Source organism: Herbiconiux sp. J20-20, from assembly GCF_057365085.1.
Window position 1 is genome coordinate 1273438 of record NZ_CP195122.1, and the last position, 22815, is coordinate 1296252.

The window sequence follows — 22815 nt, forward strand, 5'->3', positions numbered from 1 at the left end:
GCCCGCGAATGCGGACCCCTTCCGGTGGTGCGTTTGCTGTGGTGCGGGTGACAACAGGTCGTGTCGCCCGACGCGCGAGCTAGAGCGCGCTGACGTCGAGCGGAACCCCGGGACCGAAGGTCGTCGAGAGCGACGCCTTCTGGATGTAGCGACCCTTCGACGAGCTCGGCTTGATCCGCTGGATCTCGTCGAGCGCGGCGTGGAAGTTGGCCGCGAGCTGCTCGCTCGTGAACGCCGCCTTGCCGATGACGAAGTGCACGTTGGAGTGCTTGTCGACACGGAACTCGATCTTTCCGCCCTTGATCTCCGACACGGCCTTGGCCGTGTCGGGGGTCACGGTGCCGGTCTTCGGGTTCGGCATCAGGCCACGCGGACCGAGCACCTTGCCGAGACGACCGACCTGACCCATGAGCTCGGGCGTCGAGACAGCCGAGTCGAAGTTGGTGTAGCCGCCGGCGACCTTCTCGATGAGCTCGGCGCCGCCGACCTCATCGGCGCCCGCGGCGATCGCCGCTTCGGCGGCCGCGCCCGTCGCGAACACGATGACGCGTGCGGTCTTGCCCGTGCCGTGCGGCAGGATGACCGTTCCACGGACCATCTGGTCCGCCTTGCGCGGGTCGACGCCGAGCTTCATCGCGACCTCAACGGTCGAGTTGAACTTGGCGGAACCGGTCTCGCGGACGACGGCAACAGCCTCGTCGGGACCGTAGAACTTGCCGGGCTCGAGCTTGTCGAGGGCGGCGCGGTAGGCCTTGGAATTCTTCGCCATGATTACGCCTCCACCGTGATTCCCATCGAACGGGCGGTGCCCGCGATGATCTTCATGGCCGCCTCGACGTCGTTCGCGTTGAGGTCAGCCGCCTTCTGCTCGGCGATCGCGCGAACCTGGTCCTTGGTGAGCTTGGCCACCTTGACGGTGTGCGGCGTGCCGGAGCCCTTCGCAACGCCAGCAGCCTTCTTGATGAGCTCGGCGGCGGGCGGGGTCTTCAGGATGAACGTGAACGAGCGGTCCTCGTACACGGTGATCTCGACCGGGATGACGTTGCCGCGCTGCGACTCGGTCGCGGCGTTGTAGGCCTTGCAGAACTCCATGATGTTCACGCCGTGCTGACCCAGCGCGGGGCCGATGGGCGGCGCGGGGTTCGCGGCGCCGGCGTTGATCTGGAGCTTGATCAGGCCGGTCACCTTCTTCTTCGGTGCCATTGTTCTTCTTTCTGTCGAGCGTCCGACGGACGCGCTCCCGCCACGCCAGCGAACCTGGAGTGGGGTGAGGGGGTGACGGCACGTGTCGAGAACGACACAGCCGACAGATCAGCATACCGGAATCCGGTGAGCGCCGCGAGGCGCGAGGGGCTACTCGTTCGTCGTGCCGACGGAGCTCTCGGCGAGCACGTCGGGGCCGCTGGCCAGCTGGCGCCGCACCAGACGCGACTCCGCCACCAGCAGGGCCACCACGAAGGCAGCGCCGCCGACCACCAGCGCGATGACGAGCGGAAGCTGCTCGACCTCGGCGGCGAGCACGCCGCCGTCCTCGGTCTGCCATGGCCACAGCGCGCGGAGCGATCCAAGCATCAGACCGGTCATGATCGCGAGCGTCACCTGGCGACGGCGCTCGAGCAGCCACTGCAGCAGCGGCGCGAAGCTCCCCAGCCCCAGGATGGCGCCGAGCGCGAAGACGCCCAGATAGACGAGGTCGCGGTCGTTCACCGCCTCGAGCGTCGGAGCGTAGAGACCCATCGCGAGCAGCAGGAACGAACCGGAGACGCCCGGAAGAACGAGCGCGCACACGGCGAGCGCGGCGGCGATCGCCACGAACCACAGCTGGGGCTCGGCATCGCCGGCCGCCGGAAGGCCGGTCAGCACGAAGGCGGCGACCGCCGCGACAGCGGCAAGCAGGACCTCGCGGACGCCCCACCGTCCGACCATGCGGATCGGCACGACGAGCGACGCGAGAATCAGGCCGACGAACACCGCGCGCGTCTCGACCGGGAACTCCTCGATCGCGGGAGCCAGCAGTGCCGACGCCACCAGAACGGCGATCGCCATCCCGAGCAGGACGGGAACGATCACGCGCCAGCTGACCGCGGCGAGATGGCCGCGCGCCCGCGCGAGGCCACGCCGGGAGGGCACGTCGACGACGGCCGACAGCACCCCGCGGACGACGGCCGCGGCGGATCCGATCAGCCGGTCGTAGACGCCGACGATGAGCGCGATGGTGCCGCCGCTGACGCCCGGAACGACTTCCGCCGTTCCGATGAGCGCCCCGCGGACGACGTCGATGCCGACGCCCGCGACCGACTTCACGCGGCTCAGAGCTTCGTCACCTGATCGAAGCTGAGCTCCACCGGCGTCTCGCGCTCGAACAGCGACACGAGCACCGTGAGCTTGCCGCTCTCGGGCTTGATCTCGCTGATCGTGCCGGGAAGACCCGCGAACGAGCCCTCCTTGATCGTGATCGTCTCGCCGATCTCGAAGTCGACCTCGGCGGGGATGACGCGCGCGGCGGTCTGCCCGCCCTTGGCGGTGGCGCCCGACTTGGTCGGGGCCTCGACGACCTGGACGAGGCTCTTCAGCATGTTGAAGGCCTCCTCGAAGCGCAGCGGCGTCGGGTTGTGGCTGTTGCCGACGAACCCGGTGACGCCGGGCGTGTGGCGCACGACGGACCAGCTGTCCTCGTTGAGGAACATGCGCACCAGCACGTAGCCGGGGATGCGCACGCGAGTGACGAGCTTGCGCTGCCCGTTCTTGATCTCGACGACGTCCTCCATCGGCACCTGGACCTCGAAGACGAAGTCCTCCATGCCCATCGACTGACGGCGCGACTCGATGTTCTGCTTGACGCGCTTCTCGAAGCCCGCGTAGGAGTGGATGACGTACCACTTGCCCGGCTTGGAGCGCAGTTCGGCGCGGAACTCCTCGTAGGGGTCGACCTCGGTCTCGTCCTCCGACTCGTCGTCGGAGTTCTCCTCGCCGGCCTCGTCGTCCGTCGCCTCGACGGCGGCATCCGCCTCGTCGGCCGAGTCGATGTCGAGGGCGTCGTCCACGATCGCGTCGGCCTCGGGGTCCGCGGCCGCGTCGAGCGCGTCGAGCAGGCTCTCGAGGTCGGACTCGACGTTCTCATCCTCGACGACGTGAATCGCCGTGTGTTCGGCAGCGTCGACGGAGTGCTCCTCCTGCTCGAGAACGTTGCCCTCCTGGGCCTCGTCCTCCTCGGACGACTGCTCGGCGGCCGTCGCGAGATCGATGTCGCGGCGCTCTTCTTGGCTCACGGTGCTTCTTTCCTTGAAATTGGGTCGAGGCGACGGCTCAGCCGAAGTAGCTGCCGTCGCCGAACACCCAGGACACGAGCCAGCCGAAGCCGTAGTCGAGTCCGTAGATGATCCCCATCATGATGACGACGAACACCAGAACGACTCCGGTGAAGCTGATCAACTCGCGTCGCGTCGGGGTGACGACCTTCTTGAGTTCGTTGATGACCTGACGGATGAAGAGTGCGACGCGCGCAAACGGCCCTCGCCGTTCGGCGCGATCCCGCTTGGCACTCGCGACGAGGTCCTCACTCGGCTCGTCGACCACCTTGCGTGCCACTTTCTCCACCTTTCGGCCGCTGAATCTCGGGGAAGACCCGAAATCTCGCAGGGCGGACAGGAATCGAACCTGCAACCTGCGGTTTTGGAGACCGCTGCTCTGCCAATTGAGCTACCGCCCTACAGTGTCGGGAATCACCGCCCGTCGCGACCGTTCCCGGGCATGACGAAGCTTGGCGATTTCCACCACCGCGACCAGTGTAGAGCATCCCGACGGGGCGTTCTGTGGGGGCCGCTGAATGCCCCGGAAACCTCGCTCCAAAAAATTTTCTGCGAAGTGGCGTCATGGCGGGTGGACGGGTCTGTCTCTTCCTGTAACGGCGAAGCCACCAACTCCGCCGACCACAACGCAATACCGAACCGGGCGAAACGAAGCTGAGATCAGGCAGAGGTCGTTCGCCCAATGAAGACCCCCCGGGGGAGGCCCGTCCTCCCCAGGGGGCCTTCGTTGGCGACCCCCCGCCGCGATTGAAGCTTCCGCGTCCACTCCTTGGATCAGGAAGGCAGACATCGTGTTCACCACACATCACTCGCGCACCCCCCGCGCGGCAGCAGGGGTCGCAACCCTTGTGCTCACGGGCGCGCTCATTCTCAGCGGGTCCGCAGCGAACGCCGCGCATCTCGACAGCCACGCCGACGCGACGTTTGCCGAAGGTCAGTTCCTGACCGGCACGCTCGCCGGCACCGCCTTGGACAGCGTGGTCAGCGTTGACGGCGCGCAAGCGTTCAACAACGGCACCGAGGCGGCCAGCACCGAACTGCACCCGCTCTCCGTCACGGCGCTCAGTGCGGTGACGGTCGGCACCGGAACCCCCGTCAGCATCCCGCTCGGCGACGCCATCGAGCTCGGGACCGTCTCGCAGTTCGCGCAGGCTGAGCCCGGCGCGGCCGTGGGCGCGTCCGGCGCCATCACCAGCGACGGCGGACTCGGCGTCGGCTCTGACGCCTCCATCCCCAGCGGTTCGGCCACGATCGACCTGCAGTCCCTGGTCGGTCCCGCCTTCGCGGAGACGATCGCCGACCTCAGCCTCGAGCTCGAGGCGATCGCCGCCCGCGCCGAGCGCGACGGCGGCGAGGCCAGCGGCGACTACTACCTCGCCGGCGCGACGCTGCACTTCTCGAGCCCGGCCATCGCGCGGCTGACGGAGAAGGTCAACCGCTCCCTCGATGTCGTCATCGACGAGATCGACAGCCTCAGCGGAGACGACGGCGACCTGCTCGACCTGGTCTCCGCCCTCGTCGCCGACCTCAACCCGGCGCTCAACCTGGTTGGCACGAACGCGAACGTCTCGGCGACGATCGACACGAGCCAGCTGCGCAGCGCGGTGTCGGCGATCCTCACCGCCGCCTACGGCGACGGCGGCGTCTCGTTCAACCTCGAGACCGGAGTCGTCTCCGTCGACCTCGAGCACTACGTCGGCAGCCTCAACAACCTCCCGGTCAACACCGAGCTGCTCACCGACGTCGTGATCTCGCGGGTGCTGCACACCATCACCGACACCGTGTCGAATCTCGCCGATGACGTCGTCGCCAAGGTGGAGGACGTCATCCGCGACCTCAAGGTCGACGTGCACGCCGACCTCGTCGTCAACGTCGCCCAGGCCCCCGTGGTGACCGAGGTCTGCACGACCATCGAGCGGGTCATCCAGGTTCCCGTGCTGGGAGGGATTCTCGGCACTGTCACCGGCACCGTCGACAAGATCGTTCAGGAGCTCGTCTGCCGTGACGAGACGACCCTGCTGGATCCCCTCAAGACGAGCCTCGTGCTCGACATCTCGGCGACCGTCGACGAGCTCATCAGCGGCGTGGGTGTCGACGCCGCTGTCTCGGCCCAGGTGCTGAGCGTGCCGATCCGGGTCAACGCCGACGTCTTCATCGGCGCGATCGGAGACCTCCTGAGCGATCGCCTGCTCGGCGACGGCGCGATCTCCGACCTTGTCGACGCTCTCGAGCTGAACCTGGTCGATCCGGCCCTCGACGCGCTGCTCGACGACTCGTCGTCGGTGCAGGACCTGCTCACCGGTGTCGTCTCGATCATGGTCAACGTCCAGGAGACCTCGCTGACCGGGGAGGCCGGAACGGCGCCCGCCGACGACCCGTACTTCACCCAGACCGCCGTGCGCGTCGGGGTGCTGGACGGCGGAGACCTGCTCTCGCTGAGCCTCGGCACGGCGACGGTCGGCCCGAACACCGGCAGCACCACCGACCCCGGCTGCGTCACCGACTGCGGCAACGGCGGTGGCGGCGGCGGTGAAGACCCCGACCTCGAGAGCCTGCCCCTCGGCGGCGGAATCGCGAGCCTCGCGCTCACCGGCGTCGGAATCGCGCTCCTCGTGTCGATCATTCTCGGCCTCCTCATCGTCGGCAGCGCGCTGCTGATCGCACACCACCGCCGGACCCACGGCGGTGCGGCGCTCGGCTGATCCAAGCGAGCGTCGGGAACCACGGAGCCGGAGTCGCCTGGGGGTAGGCGGCTCCGGCTCCGCTCCCCCCGACGAGGCCCAGCCGAGTAGGCTGGGCCTCGTGCAGCGCGTCTCTCACCGCATCGGATCCATCGCCGAGTCCGCGACCCTCAAGGTCGACGCCAAGGCCAAGCAGCTCAAGGCCGCCGGTCGGCCCGTGATCAGCTTCGCGGCGGGTGAACCCGACTTCCCCACGCCCGAGCATGTCGTCGAGGCGGCCGTCGCAGCGGCGCGCGACCCCAAGAACCACCGCTACACGCCCGCGGCAGGCCTGCCCGAGCTGCGGGAGGCCATCGCCGCCAAGACGCTGCGCGACTCCTCCCTCGAGGTCGACCCGTCGCAGGTGATCGTCACCAACGGCGGCAAGCAGGCCGTGTACCAGGCGTTCGCCACTCTGCTCGACCCGGGCGACGAGGTGCTGCTGCCCGCGCCGTACTGGACCACCTATCCGGAGGCGATCGCCCTCGCCGGCGGCGTGCCCGTCGAGGTGTTCGCGGGAGCCGAGCAGAACTACCTGGTGACGGTCGAGCAGCTCGAGGCCGCCCGCACCCCGCGCGCCAAGGTGCTGCTCTTCGTCTCGCCCTCCAACCCGACCGGCTCCGTCTACTCGCCCGAGCAGACGGCCGCGATCGGCGCCTGGGCCGAGGAGCACGGACTCTGGGTGATCAGCGATGAGATCTACCAGAACCTCGTCTACGACGGCGTGCGCGCCGCCTCGATCGTGGAGGCGACGCCGGCGCTTGCCGACCGCACCATCCTCGTCAACGGCGTCGCCAAGACGTACGCGATGACCGGCTGGCGTCTGGGCTGGATGGTCGGGCCGAAAGACGCCATCACCGCGGCCGCCAACCTGCAGTCGCACCTCAGCTCGAACGTCTCCAACATCTCGCAGCGCGCCGCGATCGCGGCCCTCACCGGCCCGCAGGACGCGGTCGACGAGATGCGACTGGCGTTCGACCGCCGTCGCCGCGCGATCGTCGCCGGGCTCGGCGCGATCGACGGCGTGACCGTTCCCCTCCCGCAGGGCGCCTTCTACGTGTACCCGGACGTGTCGGGACTGCTCGGTCGCGACTGGGGCGGCGTCACCCCGACCACGAGTCTCGAACTGGCCGACCTCATCCTGGAGAAGGCGGAGGTCGCCGCCGTCCCCGGCGAGGCGTTCGGCCCCAGCGGCTACCTGCGGTTCAGCTACGCGCTCGGCGACGCCGACATCGCCGAGGGCGTCGCGCGCCTGCAGAAGCTCTTCGGCTAGACCGCGCATCCACCGATCGGTGGAGGCGACAACCCACCGGTTCGCCGTTGTCGACGCTCCGCTCTGCGAGCAGAGTGGGGGCATGACAACGGACACAGTGGTGGAGGTGCGCGATCTCCGCAAGGAGTATCGCGGCGGCGCGATCGCGCTGCGCGGCCTCGATTTCGATATTCACCGCGGCGAGACCTTCGCGCTGCTCGGCCCCAACGGCGCCGGCAAGAGCACGACCATCGAGATTCTCGAGGGCTACCGCGACCGCACCGGCGGTGAGGCGCGCGTGCTGGGCGTCGACCCGCAGCACGGCGGACTCGCCTGGAAGGCCCGCCTCGGCATCGTGCTGCAGAGCAGCGGCGAGACCGGCAACGCGACCGTGCGCGAGCAGCTGCGGCTGTTCGCCGGGATGTACCCGAACCCGCGTGACGTCGAGCAGGTCATCGCCGCCGTCGGGCTCGAGGCCAAGGCGGATGTGCGGATCAAGAAGCTCTCCGGCGGTCAGCGCCGCCGGGTCGACGTCGCCCTCGGCGTGATCGGGCGACCCGAGCTGCTGTTCCTGGATGAGCCGACCACCGGCTTCGACCCGGAGGCCCGCCGCCAGTTCTGGGAGCTCATCCGCGACCTCAAGCGCGAGGGCACCACGATCCTGCTCACCACGCACTACCTCGACGAGGCCGCCCAGCTCGGCGACCGCGCCGGAATCGTCGCCGACGGACGCCTGGTGGCGCTCGGACGCATCGACGAGCTCGGCGGGGTCGAGGCTCGCGTGCCGATCGTGCGCTGGGTGGAGAACGGCCAGGTGCGCGAAGAGCACACCGACCGGCCCGCCTCGCGCGTGGCCGAGATCGTCGCCGCCAACGGCGGCGCCGAACCGGACCGGCTCGAAGTGATCCGTCCCAGTCTGGAAGACATCTATCTCGGTCTCGTCGGCGAGACCGCGCTGCAGGAAGAGGCCCTCGCATGACCATCGCCACCGCCCCGCTTCGCCCGGGCCGCACCGTCCCGCTGGGACTCGCGCGCATCCGCTACGAGGTCGCCATGTACTTCCGTCAGGGCGACACCGTCTTCTTCACCTTCCTGTTCCCGCTCGTGATGCTGACGATCTTCTCCGTCGCGTTCAGCGAGGCCAGCTTCGGGCTCGACCCCGACGGCGAGACCGTCACCGCCGCCGCCTACTACCTGCCCGGGATGCTCGCCGCGGGAGTGCTGCTGTCGGGGCTGCAGAACATGTCGATCGACATCGCCATGGAGCGCAGCGACGGCACGCTGAAGCGCCTCGCCGGCACCCCGCTGCCGATGATGAGCTACTTCGTCGGCAAGATCGGGCAGGTGCTCGTCACCGGCATCCTGCAGGCGGCGCTGCTGATCCTCGTCGCCGGCGTCGCCTTCCAGGTTCCGCTGCCGACGGATGCGGAGAGCTGGGCGACCTTCGCCTGGGTCTTCTTCCTCGGCGTGGCCACCTCGGCGATCCTCGGCATCGGCCTGGCCAGCCTGCCGCGCAGCGGCAAGAGCGCGACCGCCGTCATCATCCCGATCGTGCTCATCCTGCAGTTCATCTCGGGCGTCTACCTGCGCTTCAGCGACCTGCCGGAGTGGCTGCAGAACGTCGCGAGCGTGTTCCCGCTGAAGTGGCTGGCTCAGGGCATGCGCGCCGTGTTCCTGCCGGAGAACTTCGAGGCCTTCGAGCCGGGGGCGAGCTGGGACCTGGCGGGCGTCGCGATCGCCACCGGGGTGTGGCTTGTGGTCGGTCTGGTGCTGGCGCGCCTCACCTTCCGCTGGATCCGGAAGGATAGCTGACATGAACAACCCGCGGTGGTGGGATCTCGCGATCCTCGGCACGAGCGCTGTGCTCGCCGTGATCGTCGCGTTCGCCGCCCCCGCGGGTCCTCGGCAGCTGGTCGGGTTCCTGATCCTCGTCGCCTTCGCGGCCGCGTGGCTCGCAATCGGGCGCCCCGCGTATCGTCGCGAGAGCTATGCGCAGCTGTCGCTGTTCATGGCGGTGACCGTGCTCGTCGCGGGCGGGCTGACCGCCGTCCACCCGACGCTCGCGCTCAGCCAGTGCATCGCCTACCCGATCGTCTGGGCGCTCGCGCCATCGACGCGGCGCTCGGTCATCGCCAACTTCGGGATCGCGCTCTCGGTCGGCGCCGGGTTCACCGTCAGCCTCGGCGCGAGTCCGGGCATGCTGCTGCAGACCGCGGTGACCGTCTCGGCGTCGCTCGCCTTCAGTCTCGCCCTCGGCCTCTGGATCACCCGGATCGCGCAGTTCGGCGAAGAGAAGGCGCGGCTGCTGGAGCAGCTCACCGACGCGCAGCGCGAGTTGGAGGTGCTGCACCGCGACCGCGGGGTGACCGACGAGCGCGAGCGCTTCGCGCGCGAGCTGCACGACACGATCGCGCAGAGCCTCACCGGCCTCGTGCTGCTGACGCAGCGGGCCCGCCGCGAGTTCCGCACCGGGCGCCTCGACGACACGACGCTCGAGCTGCTCGAGTCGGCCGCGCGCGACACCCTCACCGAGACGCGGTCGCTCGTGGCCGGCACCGCTCCGGTCGACCTGGGCGGCGGGATCGCCGCGGCGCTCACCCGGCTGGCCCTGCGGTTCCAGCGCGAGACCGGGATGACCGTCACCACCGCGGTGGACGCCGAGGTCGCCCTCGATCGCGACGCCGAGGTGGTGGTGCTGCGCTGCGCCCAGGAGGGGCTGGCGAACGTCCGCAAGCACTCGGCGGCCTCCCACGCGCGCATCGAGCTGAGCGTCGGCGACGGCACCGCCGAGGTGCGCGTCATCGACGACGGCGTCGGGTTCGACCCGGCCGCGCGCCGCGGCGCCGGCTTCGGGCTCGACGGCCTCACCGCGCGCCTCGAACTCGTCGGCGGAACCGTCGACGTCGACGGGACGCCGGGCGCCACGACGCTCACGGCGCGCGTTCCGCTGGGAGCTGCCTCATGATCCGCATCCTGGTCGCCGATGACCACCCGATCGTGCGCGCGGGCCTGGTCGCTCTGCTCGAGGCTGAAGACGACATCGAGGTCATCGGCACGGCGACGACCGGCGTCGAGGCGGTCGAGCGCGCTGTTGCGGAACGACCCGACGTGGTGCTGATGGACCTGCGGATGCCCGAGCTCGACGGCGACGCCGCGACGGCCGAGATCCGCGCCGTCGCCCCCGAGGTGAAGGTCGTCATCCTCACCACCTACGAGTCCGACGACGCGATCCTGGCGGGCGTCGAGGCGGGCGCCAGCGGCTACCTGCTGAAGGCCGCCCCCGAGGAGGAGCTGCTGGCCGGGGTTCGCGCGGTCGCCGCGGGCGAGGTCGCCCTCGCGCCGCGCGTCGCCGCGATGCTCGTCACCCGGGTCTCGCGTCCGACCGAGCCGGCCGCGGCGCTCAGCCCGCGCGAGCTCGACGTGCTGCGGCTCGTCGCCGACGGCCTCAGCAATCGCGCGATCGGCGAGCGGCTGTTCGTCGGCGAGTCGACCGTGAAGACGCACCTGCTGCACGTGTTCACGAAGCTCGACGTCGCCGACCGCACCCGCGCCGTCACGCGGGCGATGGAGCTCGGGATCCTCTAGTCCGCGGCACGCGCTCAGAGGGCGGCCGCGACCTCGTCCCAGGTGGGAATCGAGCTGGTGGCTCCGGGCCGGGTCACCGTGATCGAGGCGGCCACGGTCGCCGTGCGCACGGCGTCCTCGAGTTCATCGCCCGCCACCAGCCGCGCCACCAGGGCTCCGACGAAGGTGTCGCCCGCCGCGGTGGTGTCGACCGGGGTCACCTTTCGTGCCGGCACCTCGGCCACGATCTCGCCCGCCCGCGCGATCACGGAGCCGTGCTCGCCGCGCGTCATGATCACGGTCTCCGCCTGCTCGCTCAGGGCGCGCGCCGCCGCGAGCTCGTCGTCGACGCCCGCCAGCTCGCACGCCTCGCCCGCGTTCGGAACGAGGATGTCGACGAGGCCGAGCACCGCGGGCGTCAGCGGGCGCGCGGGCGCGGGCGTGAGTACGGTGCGCACCCCGGAGGCACGAGCGAAGGCCAGCGCTTCGGCGACGAGCTCCAGCGGGCGCTCGAGCTGGAGCACGAGCGCGGCGGCGCCGGCGATGTGCGACCGGGTCAGCTCGTCGAGCTCGGTGACGGCGGCGTTCGCGCCCGGGACGACGACGATCGAGTTCTCGCCGTCGTCGACGACCGCGATGTGCGCGGTGCCGGTGGCGCCCGGCACTTCCAGGAGCCCGGTCAGGTCGATGCCCTCGCCGGCGAGGCAGTCGCGCAGCACCCGGCCCGCGTCATCGGCACCCACGGCGCCGAGGAAGGCGACCTCTCCGCCGGCCCGAGCGGCCGCGACAGCCTGGTTGAGCCCCTTGCCGCCGGGGACGGTGACGAAGTCGTGACCGAACATCGTCTCCCCCGGTTTCGCGAGTCGCGGCTGGGTCACCACGAAGTCGAGATTGGCGCTTCCGAGCACGGCGATGTGAGGCATTGTTCGAGCGTACCGGGGCTAGAGGTGCACGCCGACGAGCACCGGCTCGGGGTGCAGCACCACCCCGAACTGAGACAGCACGCGCGTCTGCACGTAGCTGGCCAGCTGCACGATCTCGGCCGCGGTCGCCCCGCCGCGGTTGACGATCGCCAGGGTGTGCTTGCTCGAGATCGCCGCCTTCGAGCCGGGCAGGGCGAACCCGCGGGTCACGCCGGCCCGCTCGATGAGCCAGGCGGCGCTGAGCTTGACCAGGTACTCGCCCGAGGCGGGCCGCGCGAGACCCGGCACCTCGGCGCCGAGCGGCAGCACGCGATCCGGCTCCTCCGGCGCGGTCGGCCAGCGCGGCGCGTCGGCGGGCAGCCCGCGCGCGAAATGCTCGCTCACCACCGGGTTCGTGAAGAACGACCCGGCGCTGCGTGCGTCGGGGTCGTTCGGGTTCCAGAGCATCCCCTTGCTCGCGCGCAGCTCGAGCACCGCGGAGCGCACCTCGCGCACCGGGATGCGGTCGCCGAGGCGGACGCCGAGGGCGTCGGCGAGCTGCGCGTAGGCGATCGGCTGGGAGAGCGCCGCCTGCCCGGGCGCGGCCTCGAAGAGCGCGAGCTCGAGGGAGACCACCAGCCCCAGCCGTCCGCGCTTGAGCGCGCTCGTGCGGTAGCCGAGGCCGAGCGCCGCCGCGGGGATGCGCGTCAGCTCGCCGGTCTCGAAGTCGAGGAACTCGATCGCGGTCAGGCTGGACGCGAGCTCCTGCCCGTAGGCGCCGATGTTCTGCACGGGGGCAGCGCCGGCGCTGCCGGGGATGCCGGAGAGCGCCTCGATGCCCGCCCAGCCCTGCTCGACGGTGTGCGCGACGACGTCGTCCCAGCTCTCGCCGGCCTCCACCCGCAGACGGACGGTGCGCTCCCGCGCGCCTTCGCCCGTGCGGTGCTCGGGGGCTCCGGGCTCGCGCACCCGCGGCGGCTCGCCCGGGAGCCGTTCGATGCCGCGGCTGGCGACCCGCACCACGGTGCCGTCGAACCCGTCATCGGCGATCACGACGTTGGAACCGCCGCCGAGCAGCAGCCAGTCCTCCGGCTCTGACCACGCCGACTGCACCGCCTCGAGCAGCTCGACGCGGGTCGCCGGCGTGACCAGCTGCGCGGCCGCGCCGCCGACCCCGAGGGTGGTCAGCGCGGCGAGCTCGGTCACGTCGGCGGTCACGCGGGCAGGGCGACGACGGCCTGGGCCTTGCCGAGCACGGTCTGGCCGTTGCAGCTCACCGTGAGGTCGATGCGCACTCCGGCGTCATCGAGGGCGCCCACCTTGGCGCTGACGCTGACGACCGCACCGGTCTCCGGATCGACGACGACCGGGCGGGTGAAGCGGACCTGGTAGTCGAGGATCTTGCCGCTGTCGCCGCCGAGCCACTCGACGACCGGCTGCACGGCGAAGCCCATCGTGAGCATCCCGTGGGCGAGCACGCCGGGCAGCCCGACGCTCGCGGCGACGTCGTCACGGTAGTGGATCGGGTTGAAGTCGCCGGAGGCCCCGGCGTAGCGCACCAGGTTGTCGCGGGTGAGCCCGAAGCTCGACTCGGCGACGACGTCGCCGACGGCGAGAGGGGAACGGTCGGGCAGGGCGCTCATGACTCATCTCCTCGAACGACGAGCGTCGAGATGGCGGTGACGACGTGCGCCCCCTCGGAATCCACGATCTCGGACGACGCGGTCACCATGCTGTTGCCGCCGAGCGATTTGACGCTCGTCACGGTCATCGTGGCGCGCAGCTCGTCGCCGGCGACAACGGGACGCGTGTAGCTGAAGCGCTGGTCGCCGTGCACGACGCGGGAGAAGTCGATGCCCGCCTCTTCATCGGCGAGCAGCTGCGCGAGCGTGTGCTCCTGCACGACCACCGGGAAGGTGGGCGGCGCCACCACGTCGGCGTAGCCGGCGGCACGCGCGGCCTCGGGGTCGAGGTTGATCGGACTCGTCGACAGCACGGCGCGAGCGAACTCGCGCACCTTCTCGCGACCGACCAGGTACGGCTCGGTCGTCGGATAGCTGCGACCCTGGATTTCGGGGTTCACGGACACGGGGCAAGCCTACCGGCGCCCGCGTGGCGCTCGGCGGGAACGGCGCACGCGCCGACACAACCTCGGGAATGACCGAAGCCCCGGGGCCGTGCGGCGCCCGAGGCTTCGGAATTCTCATTCCCGGCCGTGGCCGGGCTCAGTGGTGTGCCTTACTGGCAGCTCTCACACTGCAGGTCGTCCATCGGATCGACCGGGACAGCGTAACCACCAACGGTGTCGACGTCGTTCATGTGAGCCTCCTCAATTCAGCGGTTCCCCTACGCCGCCCGGAGCTGCGAAAGCCTCGACCGGTGAGTTGGTCCTTCACTATATACCGGGAATTCCACTGATGTAATTACCTAGATGTTGTGATTTCGGCGTGTCGCCGGATTTCCGTGATCCCGGAAGCCGGACAGCCCCGACGGCACGGCCCACAGCGGTCGAGCGAGCGCCCCGACGCCCTGCCTAGACTGGCGCCCATGGCAGCGATCGACCTCAACGCCGACCTCGGCGAGGGCATGAGCGAGGATGCCGAGCTCACCGCCCAGGTCACCAGCGCCAACGTCGCCTGCGGCTTCCATGCCGGCGATGTCGCGACGATGACGACCACCGTGCGGCGGGCGCGCGAGCACCGGGTTGCCGTCGGCGCGCATCCCTCCTACCGGGATCGCGAGAACTTCGGCCGCAGCCCGATGAACCCCGCCCCCGCGGTGCTGCAGGCCGACCTGGAGGCGCAGCTGACCGCGTTGGCCGAGGTCGCCGTCGGCGCGATGGTGGAGGTGCGCTACCTCAAACCGCACGGCGCGCTGTACAACCGGATCGCGATCGACCCTGAGCAGGCGGAGGTGGTGGCGCGGGTGGCGGCCGCCGCCGGACTGCCGCTGGTGGGACTGCCCGGCAGCGCGGTCGAGGCGGCCGCGGATCGGCACGGGGTGCGGTTCGTGCGGGAGGCCTTCGCCGACCGAGGCTACCTGCCGGACGGGCGGCTCGCCCCGCGCGGCGAGACGGGCGCCGTCCTGAGCGACCCTGAGGCGGTCGCGCGTCGCGCCGTCCGGCTGGCGCGGGAGCACCGCGTGACCGCGCTCGACGGCACCGAGATCACGGTGGAGGCGGCCTCGCTCTGCGTGCACGGCGACACCCCCGGCGCGGCGAGGCTGGCCCGCGCGGTGCGCGCCGCGCTCGACGCCGAGGGCATCGAGCTGCGGGCCTTCGCGTGAGAGTCCTGCCGTTCGGCGACCGCGCCCTGCTCGCCGAGTACGACACGCTCGAGCACACGATGGCCGCCGCCCGCGTGCTGGAGCGCACCGTGCCGCCCGGCGTGGTCGAGCTTGTCCCGGCGGCTCGCACGGTGCTCGTGCGGACGGAGCCCGGGGTCTCGCTGCGCGCGATCGAGACCTGGCTGCGCGCAGTCGGCGACCCGGAGCCGGTGCCCGGCGGCGCCTCCGATGCCGCACTCGTGACCATCGCGGTGCGCTACGACGGCCCGGACCTCACCGAGGCGGCCGCGGCGGTCGGACTCACCGCCGCGGGGCTCGCCGAACGCCACGCCGCGAGCACCTGGGTGTGCGCGTTCACCGGCTTCGCGCCCGGCTTCGGCTACCTCGTCTCGCCCGACTTCGGCCTCGAACTGCCCCGGCGCGCGACCTCCCGCCCGCGCGTGGAGCCCGGCTCGGTCGCCCTCGCGGCGGAGTTCTCGGGCGTCTACCCGCGTTCCTCTCCCGGCGGCTGGCAGCTGATCGGCCGCACCGACGCGGTGCTCTGGGATGCCGAGCGCGAGCCCGCTGCCCTGCTCACCCCGGGCACCCGCGTCCGCTTCGAGGCGGTGCCATGAGCCTCGAGATCCTCGACCCCGGGCCGGTCTCCCTCGTGCAGGACCTCGGCAGGCCCGGCCATCTTCGCGACGGGGTGGGCGTCTCCGGCGCCATGGATCGCGCGGCGCTCGCGCTCGGCAACCGACTGCTCGGCAACACGGCGAGCGCCGCCGGCATCGAGTTCCTCCTCGGCGGGGCGCGGCTGCGCTTCGCGGCCCCGGCCTGGTTCGCTCTCACGGGCGCGTGGTTCGACGCGCACCTCGACGGCGTGCGCGTCGAACCGCACACCGCCACCCACGCCGAGGCGGGAGCCGAACTCGCGCTCGGTGTCGCCACCCACGGCGTGCGCGGCTACCTCGCGGTGCGCGGCGGGATCGCCGTGCCGTCGGTGCTCGGATCGCGCTCGCGCGACACCCTGGCGGCGCTCGGCCCGGAACCGCTGACCGCCGGCGACCCGCTGCCCCTCGGCCCGGAGCCCGAGCTCCCGATCCCCGCGGTCGACTTCGTGCCCGTCGACCCGCCGAGCGCGGGGGCGCGCACGATCGCCCTGCGTCCGGGGCCCCGGCAGTCCTGGTTCACGGCCGCGGCGTGGGAGGCGCTGTTGGCCGAGGAATGGGTGGTGTCGGCGCGCGCCGACCGCACCGGCATCCGCCTCGACGGTCCCGCGCTCACCCGGGTCGACGACCGCGAGCTGCCGAGCGAGGGGATGCTGCCGGGAGCCATCCAGGTTTCGCCCGACGGCGCCCCGACGATCCTCGGCCCCGATCACCCGGCGACCGGGGGCTACCCCGTGATCGCCGTTGTGACCGACGCCGACCTGGACGCGCTCGCGCAGCTGCGCCCGGGGCAGCAGGTGCGCTTCACGCTCGCCACCGGCGCCGCGTAGCGCGCGGAACGGCCGCGGCTCAGAGCCGCTCGGCCGCCTCGACCACGTTCTGCAGCAGCAGCGCGCGCGTCATCGGCCCGACCCCGCCCGGGTTCGGCGAGAGCCAGCCCGCGACCTCGGCCACGTCCGGGTGCACGTCGCCGTGCAGGCGGGCGCGCCCCGACTCGGTGGTGCCGACGCGGGTGACCCCGACGTCCAGCACCGCCGCGCCGGGCTTGATCCAGTCCGGCTGCACAAAGTGCGGAATGCCGAGAGCCGCCACCACGATGTCGGCGCGGCGCACCTCGGCGGCCAGGTCGACCGTGCGCGAATGGGTGAGGGTGACGGTCGCATCCACGCCCCTGCGGGTGAAGACGAGCCCCAGCGGACGGCCGACCGTGAGTCCGCGCCCGATGATCGTGACGTGCTTGCCGGCGATTGGCACGTCGTGCCGGCGCAGCAGCTCGACGACGCCCGCGGGCGTGCACGGCAGCGGCGAGTTCATCTCGCTCGCCACCCCGAGCACGAGCCGGCCCAGGTTGGTGGGGTGCAGGCCGTCGGCATCCTTCGCCGGGTCGATCAGCTCGAGCATCGCGTTCTCGTCGATGCCCTTCGGCAGCGGCAGCTGCACGATGTAGCCGGTGACGGCGGGGTCGGCGTTCAGCCCGGCGATCGCGGCGCGAACCTCGGCCTCGCTCGCCGTGTCGGGAAGCTCCACCCGGATCGACTCGATGCCGACCTCCGCGGAGTCGCGGTGCTTGCCGCCGACGTAGGAGACGGATCCGGGGTCGCTGCCGACGAGCAGCGTCCCGAGCCCCGGCGCGATGCCCGCTGTGCGCAGTGCGGCGACGCGCTCGGCGAGCTCCGCCTTGATCGCGGTCGCGGTCGCGACGCCGTCGAGCCGGATCGCGGTCATCGCCAGGTGCCCGGCGAGGAAAGGCCTTCGTAGAGCGGGAAGGCGTTCGCGAGCGTCTCGACGCGGGTGCGCAGTGCGCCCAGGTCGGAGCCCGGAATCAACGTCAGCGCGATGATGTCGGCCACCTCGGTGAACTCGGCGTCGCCGAAGCCGCGGGTCGCGAGCGCGGGCGTTCCGATGCGGACGCCGCTGGTGACCATCGGCGGGCGCGGGTCGTTCGGCACCGAGTTCTTGTTGACGGTGACGCCGACCTCGTGCAGACGGTTCTCGGCGTCCTGGCCGGTCATCTCGGAGTGGCGGAGGTCCACCAGCACGAGGTGCACGTCGGTGCCGCCGGAGAGGACGTCGATGCCGGCGGCCTTCGCATCCGGCTGGGTGAGACGGTCGGCGAGGATCGCGGCGCCGCGCATGGTGCGCTCCTGGCGGTCGCGGAACTCCGGCTCGGCCGCCAGCTTGAACGCGGTCGCCTTCGCGGCGATCACGTGCATGAGCGGTCCGCCCTGCTGGCCGGGGAAGACGTTGGAGTTCATCTTCTTGGCGATGTCGGCGTCGTTGGTGAGGATGAAGCCCGAGCGCGGGCCGCCGATCGTCTTGTGCACGGTCGAGGAGACGATGTGGGCGTGCGGCACGGGCGAGGGGTGCAGGCCCGCGGCCACCAGACCGGCGAAGTGCGCCATGTCGACCCAGAGCTTCGCGCCCACCTCGTCGGCGATCGCGCGGAACGCGGCGAAGTCGAGCTGGCGCGGGTAGGCCGACCAGCCGGCGATGATCACCTGCGGCTTCACCTCGAGCGCCTTCTCGCGCACCGTCGCCATGTCGATCGTCATCGTCTCGGGGTCGACGCCGTAGGCGTGCGCCTCGTAGAGCTTGCCGGAGAAGTTGAGGCGCATGCCGTGGGTCAGGTGGCCGCCGTGCGCCAGCTCGAGGCCCAGGATGCGGTCGCCGGGCTGCGCGATCGCGCTCAGCACGGCGGCATTCGCGCTCGCTCCCGAGTGCGGCTGCACGTTGGCGAACTCGGCGCCGAACAGCGCCTTGGCGCGCTCGATGGCGAGGGTCTCGACGATGTCGACGAACTCGCAGCCGCCGTAGTAGCGACGACCGGGGTAGCCCTCGGCGTACTTGTTGGTGAGCACCGAGCCCTGCGCCTCGAGGATGGCGCGCGGCACGAAGTTCTCGCTCGCGATCATCTCGAGCGTCGAGCGCTGACGAGCCAGCTCGAGCTCGAGGGCTTCGGCGACCTCCGGGTCGACCTCAGACAGCGGCGAATTGAAAGTGGAGGGGATGGACACGGGCGCTCCTAACGTTCACGAGAAAACTACCTGGTTGATGCAGGGGCGGCCCAGGCGTACGGCCGCCGTTCACGTGATCGTCGCTCCCCGATGGTGACCCATCCGAACGCCAGTCGCGACGCGCCCCAGTCTACGCGACGCCGCGCTGCTCGCCCGAATGGGGCGCCAGACGGATCCGATCGGTCAGCAGTACGAAGACGAGGGCGCCGACGAACAGCAGCACCGCGGCCCACGGCAGCACCTCGATGCCGACCTCGTCGAGCAGGAATCCGCCGACGAGCGCCCCCACCGCGATCGCGACGTTGAACGCGGTGGTGAGCCACGCCGCCCCGATGTCGCGCAGCCGCAGCGAGGCCGTGTGCAGGATCCGCGCGTGCATGATGGCGGGGATGCCGCCGAACGAGACGCTCCACAGCGCCATCAGGATCAACGCGGCCACGAACCCGTTCCCCCACACGGAGACCGCCGCCATGCTCGTGGCCACGCCGATGAGCATCGCGATGAGCGTCGCCTGCGGCGCGCGGTCGCCGAACACCGCGGCGATGGCAAGCCCCAGCGCGCCGCCGATCCCGTTGACGAGCAGGATGACCGGGACCAGGTCCGGGACGACCCCCGCGACCCCGATCGACCACGGCGCGATGTAGGTCGAGAACACGTTGTAGCCGGTGACCACGAGCACGACGGTGAGGCAGACGATCACGATGCCGGGCAGCGTCGGATCCTTCCGCGCCGACGTGGCGATCTCACCGGTGGCCAGCGGGACACGGTGCTCGACCGGCGGCAGGTAGAGCACGACGAGCGCCGCGAACACCACCACGACGAGCGCCATCACGATGAACGCGGCGCGCCAGCCGAGCGCATGGCCGAGCGCCGTGCCGACCGGCACCCCGAGAATGAACGCGGCCGTGCCGCCGGCGTTGGTGATCGAGATCGCCTTGGCGAGCTGGGTGCGCGGCACGAGCCGCGAGGCGTAGGGCCCGGTGACGGCCCAGAACAGCCCGTGGGCAAGGCCGCCCAGGATGCGCGCGCCGACCAGGAACTCGTAGCTCGGCGCGATGCCCGCCAGCACGTTCGCGACCGCGAAGATCCCGAGCAGGACGACCATGAGCCACTTGCGCGAGTACTTGTGGGTCATCGCGGCCAGCGGGGCGGTGCTGACGACCACCGTGAGCGCGAAGATGGTGACCAGCAGGCCGACGCGGGACTCGGAGACGCCGAGGTCGCGCGCCATGTCCGGCAGCAGACCGGTCGGCAGGAACTCGCTCGACACCGAGACGAAGATGGCGCCGGTCAGGACGAGAAGCCGCCCGAGCGGGAAGGGCGCCGTCGCGGTGGCGGGCGCAGCAGAAGTCGACATAGAAGAACAGAGCTCTCGAGAACGAGGGGTGGCGCGTGTCGCCGGCCGCGGGAGCGCGCGTGACGCGGGCTCCGGACGAGTCTACGTAGTCGTCGCCGTTCGCGCTCGTCCGGCCCCCTGCCGCGCCGCGGCCTGATACCTCGATCCCTGCACGATCCGCCCGAACGCCTGCCCTACGCTGGAAGCGTGACCACCCCGACTCACTGGATCCTGACACTCGTCTGCGAGGACAAGCCCGGCATCGTTCACGCGATCAGCGGGGCCATCGTCGCGGCCGCGGGCAACATCACGGAGTCGCAGCAGTTCTCCAGCGACGACACCGGAACGTTCTTCATGCGGCTCCAGGTCGAGTCCACGGCCAGCCGTGACGAGTTCGAGGCCGCCCTCGCGCCCGTGACGAAGCACTACGAGATGCAGTGGCAGCTCGACGTCGTCGGCCGTCCCCTGCGCACGCTCGTGCTGGCCTCGAAGTCCGGTCACTGCCTCAACGATCTGCTCTTCCGCCAGCGCGCCGGCCAGCTCGCCGTCGACATCCCGCTCGTCCTCAGCAACCATCCGGATCTCGGCGAGCTCGCCTCGTTCTACGGGGTGCCGTTCGAGTCGCACCCGGTCGTGAGCCCCGGCCAGAAGCTCGCCTTCGAGCAGCGGGTCCTGGAGGTCGTCGAAGAGCACGACATCGAGCTCGTGGTTCTCGCGCGCTACATGCAGATCCTGTCTCCCGAGCTGTGCGAAGCGCTGGCGGGACGGGTGATCAACATCCACCACTCGTTCCTTCCCGGCTTCAAGGGCGCGAACCCCTACAAGCAGGCGCACGCGCGCGGGGTGAAGATCATCGGCGCGACGGCGCACTTCGTGACGAGCGACCTCGACGAGGGGCCGATCATCGAACAGAACATCGTGCGGGTGGACCACACGCGCACGGTCTCGGAACTCGTCGCCATCGGGCAGGACGAGGAGAGCCGCACCCTCACCCAGGCCGTCAAATGGTTCAGCGAGGATCGCGTGCTGCTCGACGGCGCGCGGACCATCATCTTCCGCTGACCTCACGGAGGAACCCATGCCCCTGCTCTTCGAGAACGCCCGACTGCTCGACCTCGACGGCGAGCGCCGGGGTTGGCTGCTGATCGACGAGGAGACGATCAGCGCCACCGGCACCGGAGCGCCCCCGGACGACGACCTGGTCGTCGGCGTCGAGCGCATCGACGTCGGCGGCGCCTGGCTGACGCCCGGCTTCATCGACCTGCACGGGCACGGCGGCGGCGGGTACGCCTTCGACGACGGTCCCACGTCGATTCGCACCGCGCTCGCCACCCACCGCTCGCACGGCACGACACGGAGCGTGATCTCGCTCGTCGCGAATCCGCTCGACACCCTGACCGCGAGCCTGCGCACGGTCGCCGAACTCGCCGCGCAGGATCCGCTCATCCTCGGTTCGCACCTCGAGGGCCCGTACCTGGCGGTGCGGCGCCGCGGCGCCCACGCGCAGGAGTTCCTCATCGCGCCGGACCCCGAGGTGGACGCCCGGCTGATCGACGCCGCCCAGGGGACGCTGCGCCAGATCACGATCGCGCCCGAGCTCCCCGGCGCCCTCGTGTCGATCGACCGCTTCACCGCCGCCGGCACCGTGGTCGCGATCGGCCACACCGAGGTCGACTACGAGACCGCGCGCCAGTCGTTCGAGCACGGCGCCCGACTGCTGACGCACGCCTTCAACGCCATGCCCGGAATCCACCACCGCGAGCCCGGGCCGCTGGTCGCCGCCTTCGACGATCAGAACGTGGCGATCGAGCTGGTCGCCGACGGCATCCACGTGCACCCGGGAGTGCTCGAGATGACGTTCCGCGCCGCCCCCGAGCGGATCGTGCTCGTGACCGACGCGATGGCGGCTGCGGGCAGCGCCGACGGGTTCTACTCGATCGGCTCGCTCAACGTCATCGTGAAGGACGGCCGGGCCGTGCTCAACGGAACCGACACCCTCGCCGGCTCGACGCTCACGCTCGATGTCGCGCTGCGCACCGCCATCACCGAAGCGCGGGTTCCTCCCGCCGATGCGGTGGCCGCGCTCACCTCGACCCCCGCGCGCGTGCTCGGGCTCGAGGACACCCTCGGCCGCCTGGCCCCCGGCTTCGCCGCCGATCTGGTGATCCTCGATGAGGACTGGACCGTCGACGCGGTGTGGGCACGCGGGGAGCGCATCCCCGACTGATCTCGCGACCGGATTCATTGACAGTCCATACCCCTCTCGCGGTGCCCACCCAGCGAACCGGCGCGCGGGACTGGAAGGCTGGTGCCAGCAGAACAGCACCCCCGACCACCCCAGGAGTCCCGATGACCTCCCACCCCCGTCTCGCATCCGTCGGTTTCGCCGGCCTCGGCATCACGGTCGCTCTCAGCGGATGCGCGAGCGCCAGCGACGCGGCCACCACCACGACGAGCGCCTCAGGCGGCTACACCGACGGCGAGTACACGGCGACCGGCGACTACCAGGCGCCCAGCGGCGCCGAGTCGATCGTCGTCACGGTGTCGCTGGAGGACGATGTGGTGACCGCGGTTGACGTGACCGGCGACGCGACCGACCCGCAGGCCGAGGAATTCCAGACGCTGTTCGCCGCGGCGATCGCGAACGAGGTCGTCGGCGTCGACCTCGACGAGATCTCCGTGTCGCGAGTTGCCGGCGCCTCCCTGACGACCGAGGGATTCCTGACGGCGATCGACGCCATCAAGTCGGAAGCGCTCGAGAGCTGATCGTCGACCCGCTCCCCG

General features: G+C 70.9%; 24 protein-coding genes, 1 tRNA gene and 1 riboswitch. Of the genes, 12 read left to right on the forward strand and 13 right to left on the reverse strand.

Annotated elements, in window-relative coordinates; genetic code table 11:
- Positions 1–79: 79 nt before the first annotated feature.
- The 6 genes from rplA to ACR3ZA_RS06125 form a co-directional block, all read right to left on the reverse strand.
- Entirely contained in the window at positions 80–769 is a 690-nt protein-coding gene (gene rplA / locus ACR3ZA_RS06100; protein ID WP_473661126.1) for a 50S ribosomal protein L1, read from the reverse strand.
- 2 nt (positions 770–771) lie between these two features.
- Positions 772–1203, reverse strand: coding sequence for a 50S ribosomal protein L11 (gene rplK / locus ACR3ZA_RS06105; RefSeq protein WP_473661127.1), 432 nt, complete (start codon positions 1201–1203; stop codon positions 772–774).
- Positions 1204–1353: 150 nt separating this feature from the next.
- Complete coding sequence (locus ACR3ZA_RS06110) at positions 1354–2304, reverse strand: undecaprenyl phosphate translocase family protein (protein ID WP_473661128.1); 951 nt, start codon at positions 2302–2304, stop codon at positions 1354–1356.
- Positions 2305–2309: 5 nt separating this feature from the next.
- On the reverse strand, positions 2310–3269 hold the full coding sequence (gene nusG / locus ACR3ZA_RS06115) for a transcription termination/antitermination protein NusG (RefSeq protein ID WP_473661129.1): 960 nt from the start codon (positions 3267–3269) through the stop codon (positions 2310–2312).
- A gap of 37 nt (positions 3270–3306) precedes the next feature.
- The gene (gene secE, locus ACR3ZA_RS06120) at positions 3307–3588 is read right to left on the reverse strand and encodes a preprotein translocase subunit SecE (protein WP_473661130.1); all 282 of its coding nucleotides are present in this window, start codon (positions 3586–3588) and stop codon (positions 3307–3309) included.
- A 48-nt stretch (positions 3589–3636) separates the two neighbouring features.
- Positions 3637–3709: transfer RNA gene (locus ACR3ZA_RS06125), tRNA-Trp, on the reverse strand.
- 390 nt (positions 3710–4099) lie between these two features.
- Here ACR3ZA_RS06125 and ACR3ZA_RS06130 point away from each other — a divergent pair.
- From ACR3ZA_RS06130 to ACR3ZA_RS06155, 6 genes are all read left to right on the forward strand, one after another.
- Positions 4100–6010, forward strand: a complete 1911-nt coding sequence (locus ACR3ZA_RS06130) for a choice-of-anchor G family protein (protein WP_473661131.1) — start codon at positions 4100–4102, stop codon at positions 6008–6010.
- 100 nt (positions 6011–6110) lie between these two features.
- Positions 6111–7301: an aminotransferase class I/II-fold pyridoxal phosphate-dependent enzyme gene (locus ACR3ZA_RS06135; protein WP_473661132.1), complete on the forward strand. Its 1191-nt coding sequence runs from the start codon at positions 6111–6113 to the stop codon at positions 7299–7301.
- An 82-nt stretch (positions 7302–7383) separates the two neighbouring features.
- On the forward strand, positions 7384–8259 hold the full coding sequence (locus ACR3ZA_RS06140) for an ATP-binding cassette domain-containing protein (RefSeq protein ID WP_473661133.1): 876 nt from the start codon (positions 7384–7386) through the stop codon (positions 8257–8259).
- A complete protein-coding gene (locus tag ACR3ZA_RS06145) occupies positions 8256–9092 on the forward strand; it encodes an ABC transporter permease (protein WP_473661134.1) in 837 nt (278 codons plus the stop codon). Before ACR3ZA_RS06140 ends, ACR3ZA_RS06145 begins: the two co-directional genes overlap by 4 nt.
- Position 9093: 1 nt before the next feature.
- Complete coding sequence (locus tag ACR3ZA_RS06150) at positions 9094–10245, forward strand: histidine kinase (protein ID WP_473661135.1); 1152 nt, start codon at positions 9094–9096, stop codon at positions 10243–10245.
- Positions 10242–10865 carry a response regulator gene (locus ACR3ZA_RS06155; protein WP_473661136.1) on the forward strand — a complete coding sequence of 208 codons (624 nt, stop codon included), beginning with the start codon at positions 10242–10244 and terminating at the stop codon, positions 10863–10865. The genes ACR3ZA_RS06150 and ACR3ZA_RS06155 overlap by 4 nt, the downstream gene beginning before the upstream one ends.
- 14 nt (positions 10866–10879) lie before the next feature.
- On the opposite strand, the gene ACR3ZA_RS06160 is transcribed toward ACR3ZA_RS06155, so the two are convergent.
- The 4 genes from ACR3ZA_RS06160 to ACR3ZA_RS06175 are packed head-to-tail and all read right to left on the reverse strand — an operon-like array spanning position 10880 to position 13835.
- Positions 10880–11767, reverse strand: a complete 888-nt coding sequence (locus ACR3ZA_RS06160; RefSeq protein ID WP_473661137.1) for a PfkB family carbohydrate kinase — start codon at positions 11765–11767, stop codon at positions 10880–10882.
- Between the two features lie 18 nt (positions 11768–11785).
- Positions 11786–12964 carry a UDP-N-acetylmuramate dehydrogenase gene (locus ACR3ZA_RS06165; protein WP_473661138.1) on the reverse strand — a complete coding sequence of 393 codons (1179 nt, stop codon included), beginning with the start codon at positions 12962–12964 and terminating at the stop codon, positions 11786–11788.
- Positions 12961–13389, reverse strand: coding sequence for a MaoC/PaaZ C-terminal domain-containing protein (locus ACR3ZA_RS06170; RefSeq protein WP_473661139.1), 429 nt, complete (start codon positions 13387–13389; stop codon positions 12961–12963). Before ACR3ZA_RS06170 ends, ACR3ZA_RS06165 begins: the two co-directional genes overlap by 4 nt.
- Positions 13386–13835, reverse strand: a complete 450-nt coding sequence (locus tag ACR3ZA_RS06175) for an FAS1-like dehydratase domain-containing protein (protein ID WP_473661140.1) — start codon at positions 13833–13835, stop codon at positions 13386–13388. Before ACR3ZA_RS06175 ends, ACR3ZA_RS06170 begins: the two co-directional genes overlap by 4 nt.
- A gap of 458 nt (positions 13836–14293) precedes the next feature.
- Here ACR3ZA_RS06175 and ACR3ZA_RS06180 point away from each other — a divergent pair, with 458 nt between their 5' ends.
- Genes ACR3ZA_RS06180 through ACR3ZA_RS06190 form a run of 3 tightly spaced genes read left to right on the forward strand, consistent with a single transcriptional unit; the run spans position 14294 to position 16511 of the window.
- On the forward strand, positions 14294–15031 hold the full coding sequence (locus ACR3ZA_RS06180; RefSeq protein WP_473661141.1) for a 5-oxoprolinase subunit PxpA: 738 nt from the start codon (positions 14294–14296) through the stop codon (positions 15029–15031).
- Positions 15028–15645 carry a carboxyltransferase domain-containing protein gene (locus ACR3ZA_RS06185; RefSeq protein WP_473661142.1) on the forward strand — a complete coding sequence of 206 codons (618 nt, stop codon included), beginning with the start codon at positions 15028–15030 and terminating at the stop codon, positions 15643–15645. Before ACR3ZA_RS06180 ends, ACR3ZA_RS06185 begins: the two co-directional genes overlap by 4 nt.
- The gene (locus ACR3ZA_RS06190; protein ID WP_473661143.1) at positions 15642–16511 is read left to right on the forward strand and encodes a 5-oxoprolinase/urea amidolyase family protein; all 870 of its coding nucleotides are present in this window, start codon (positions 15642–15644) and stop codon (positions 16509–16511) included. The genes ACR3ZA_RS06185 and ACR3ZA_RS06190 overlap by 4 nt, the downstream gene beginning before the upstream one ends.
- Positions 16512–16530: 19 nt before the next feature.
- On the opposite strand, the gene ACR3ZA_RS06195 is transcribed toward ACR3ZA_RS06190, so the two are convergent.
- From ACR3ZA_RS06195 to ACR3ZA_RS06205, 3 genes are all read right to left on the reverse strand, one after another.
- Positions 16531–17406, reverse strand: coding sequence for a bifunctional methylenetetrahydrofolate dehydrogenase/methenyltetrahydrofolate cyclohydrolase (locus tag ACR3ZA_RS06195; protein WP_473661144.1), 876 nt, complete (start codon positions 17404–17406; stop codon positions 16531–16533).
- Positions 17403–18695 (reverse strand): serine hydroxymethyltransferase, encoded by a 1293-nt coding sequence (glyA, locus tag ACR3ZA_RS06200; protein WP_473661145.1) that lies wholly within the window; start codon positions 18693–18695, stop codon positions 17403–17405. The genes ACR3ZA_RS06195 and glyA overlap by 4 nt, the downstream gene beginning before the upstream one ends.
- Before the next feature lie 41 nt (positions 18696–18736).
- Positions 18737–18822, reverse strand: a riboswitch (ZMP/ZTP riboswitch).
- Between the two features lie 3 nt (positions 18823–18825).
- A complete protein-coding gene (locus ACR3ZA_RS06205; RefSeq protein ID WP_473661146.1) occupies positions 18826–20052 on the reverse strand; it encodes an MFS transporter in 1227 nt (408 codons plus the stop codon).
- A 186-nt stretch (positions 20053–20238) separates the two neighbouring features.
- Here ACR3ZA_RS06205 and purU point away from each other — a divergent pair, with 186 nt between their 5' ends.
- The 3 genes from purU (at position 20239) to ACR3ZA_RS06220 (ending at position 22797) form a co-directional block, all read left to right on the forward strand.
- Positions 20239–21093: a formyltetrahydrofolate deformylase gene (gene purU, locus ACR3ZA_RS06210; RefSeq protein WP_473661147.1), complete on the forward strand. Its 855-nt coding sequence runs from the start codon at positions 20239–20241 to the stop codon at positions 21091–21093.
- Between the two features lie 16 nt (positions 21094–21109).
- Complete coding sequence (gene nagA, locus ACR3ZA_RS06215; RefSeq protein WP_473661148.1) at positions 21110–22258, forward strand: N-acetylglucosamine-6-phosphate deacetylase; 1149 nt, start codon at positions 21110–21112, stop codon at positions 22256–22258.
- A 122-nt stretch (positions 22259–22380) separates the two neighbouring features.
- On the forward strand, positions 22381–22797 hold the full coding sequence (locus ACR3ZA_RS06220) for a hypothetical protein (RefSeq protein WP_473661149.1): 417 nt from the start codon (positions 22381–22383) through the stop codon (positions 22795–22797).
- Positions 22798–22815: the final 18 nt, after the last annotated feature.

Bases quoted from the DNA above. Each gene is read 5' to 3' on its own strand.
- rplA (WP_473661126.1), bottom strand. From the start codon at position 769: ATGGCGAAGAATTCCAAGGCCTACCGCGCCGCCCTCGACAAGCTCGAG.
- rplK (WP_473661127.1), bottom strand. From the start codon at position 1,203: ATGGCACCGAAGAAGAAGGTGACCGGCCTGATCAAGCTCCAGATCAAC.
- ACR3ZA_RS06140 (WP_473661133.1), top strand. From the start codon at position 7,384: ATGACAACGGACACAGTGGTGGAGGTGCGCGATCTCCGCAAGGAGTAT.
- ACR3ZA_RS06145 (WP_473661134.1), top strand. From the start codon at position 8,256: ATGACCATCGCCACCGCCCCGCTTCGCCCGGGCCGCACCGTCCCGCTG.
- ACR3ZA_RS06150 (WP_473661135.1), top strand. From the start codon at position 9,094: ATGAACAACCCGCGGTGGTGGGATCTCGCGATCCTCGGCACGAGCGCT.
- ACR3ZA_RS06155 (WP_473661136.1), top strand. From the start codon at position 10,242: ATGATCCGCATCCTGGTCGCCGATGACCACCCGATCGTGCGCGCGGGC.
- ACR3ZA_RS06160 (WP_473661137.1), bottom strand. From the start codon at position 11,767: ATGCCTCACATCGCCGTGCTCGGAAGCGCCAATCTCGACTTCGTGGTG.
- ACR3ZA_RS06170 (WP_473661139.1), bottom strand. From the start codon at position 13,389: ATGAGCGCCCTGCCCGACCGTTCCCCTCTCGCCGTCGGCGACGTCGTC.
- ACR3ZA_RS06180 (WP_473661141.1), top strand. From the start codon at position 14,294: ATGGCAGCGATCGACCTCAACGCCGACCTCGGCGAGGGCATGAGCGAG.
- ACR3ZA_RS06190 (WP_473661143.1), top strand. From the start codon at position 15,642: ATGAGCCTCGAGATCCTCGACCCCGGGCCGGTCTCCCTCGTGCAGGAC.
- ACR3ZA_RS06195 (WP_473661144.1), bottom strand. From the start codon at position 17,406: ATGACCGCGATCCGGCTCGACGGCGTCGCGACCGCGACCGCGATCAAG.
- ACR3ZA_RS06205 (WP_473661146.1), bottom strand. From the start codon at position 20,052: ATGTCGACTTCTGCTGCGCCCGCCACCGCGACGGCGCCCTTCCCGCTC.
- nagA (WP_473661148.1), top strand. From the start codon at position 21,110: ATGCCCCTGCTCTTCGAGAACGCCCGACTGCTCGACCTCGACGGCGAG.
- ACR3ZA_RS06220 (WP_473661149.1), top strand. From the start codon at position 22,381: ATGACCTCCCACCCCCGTCTCGCATCCGTCGGTTTCGCCGGCCTCGGC.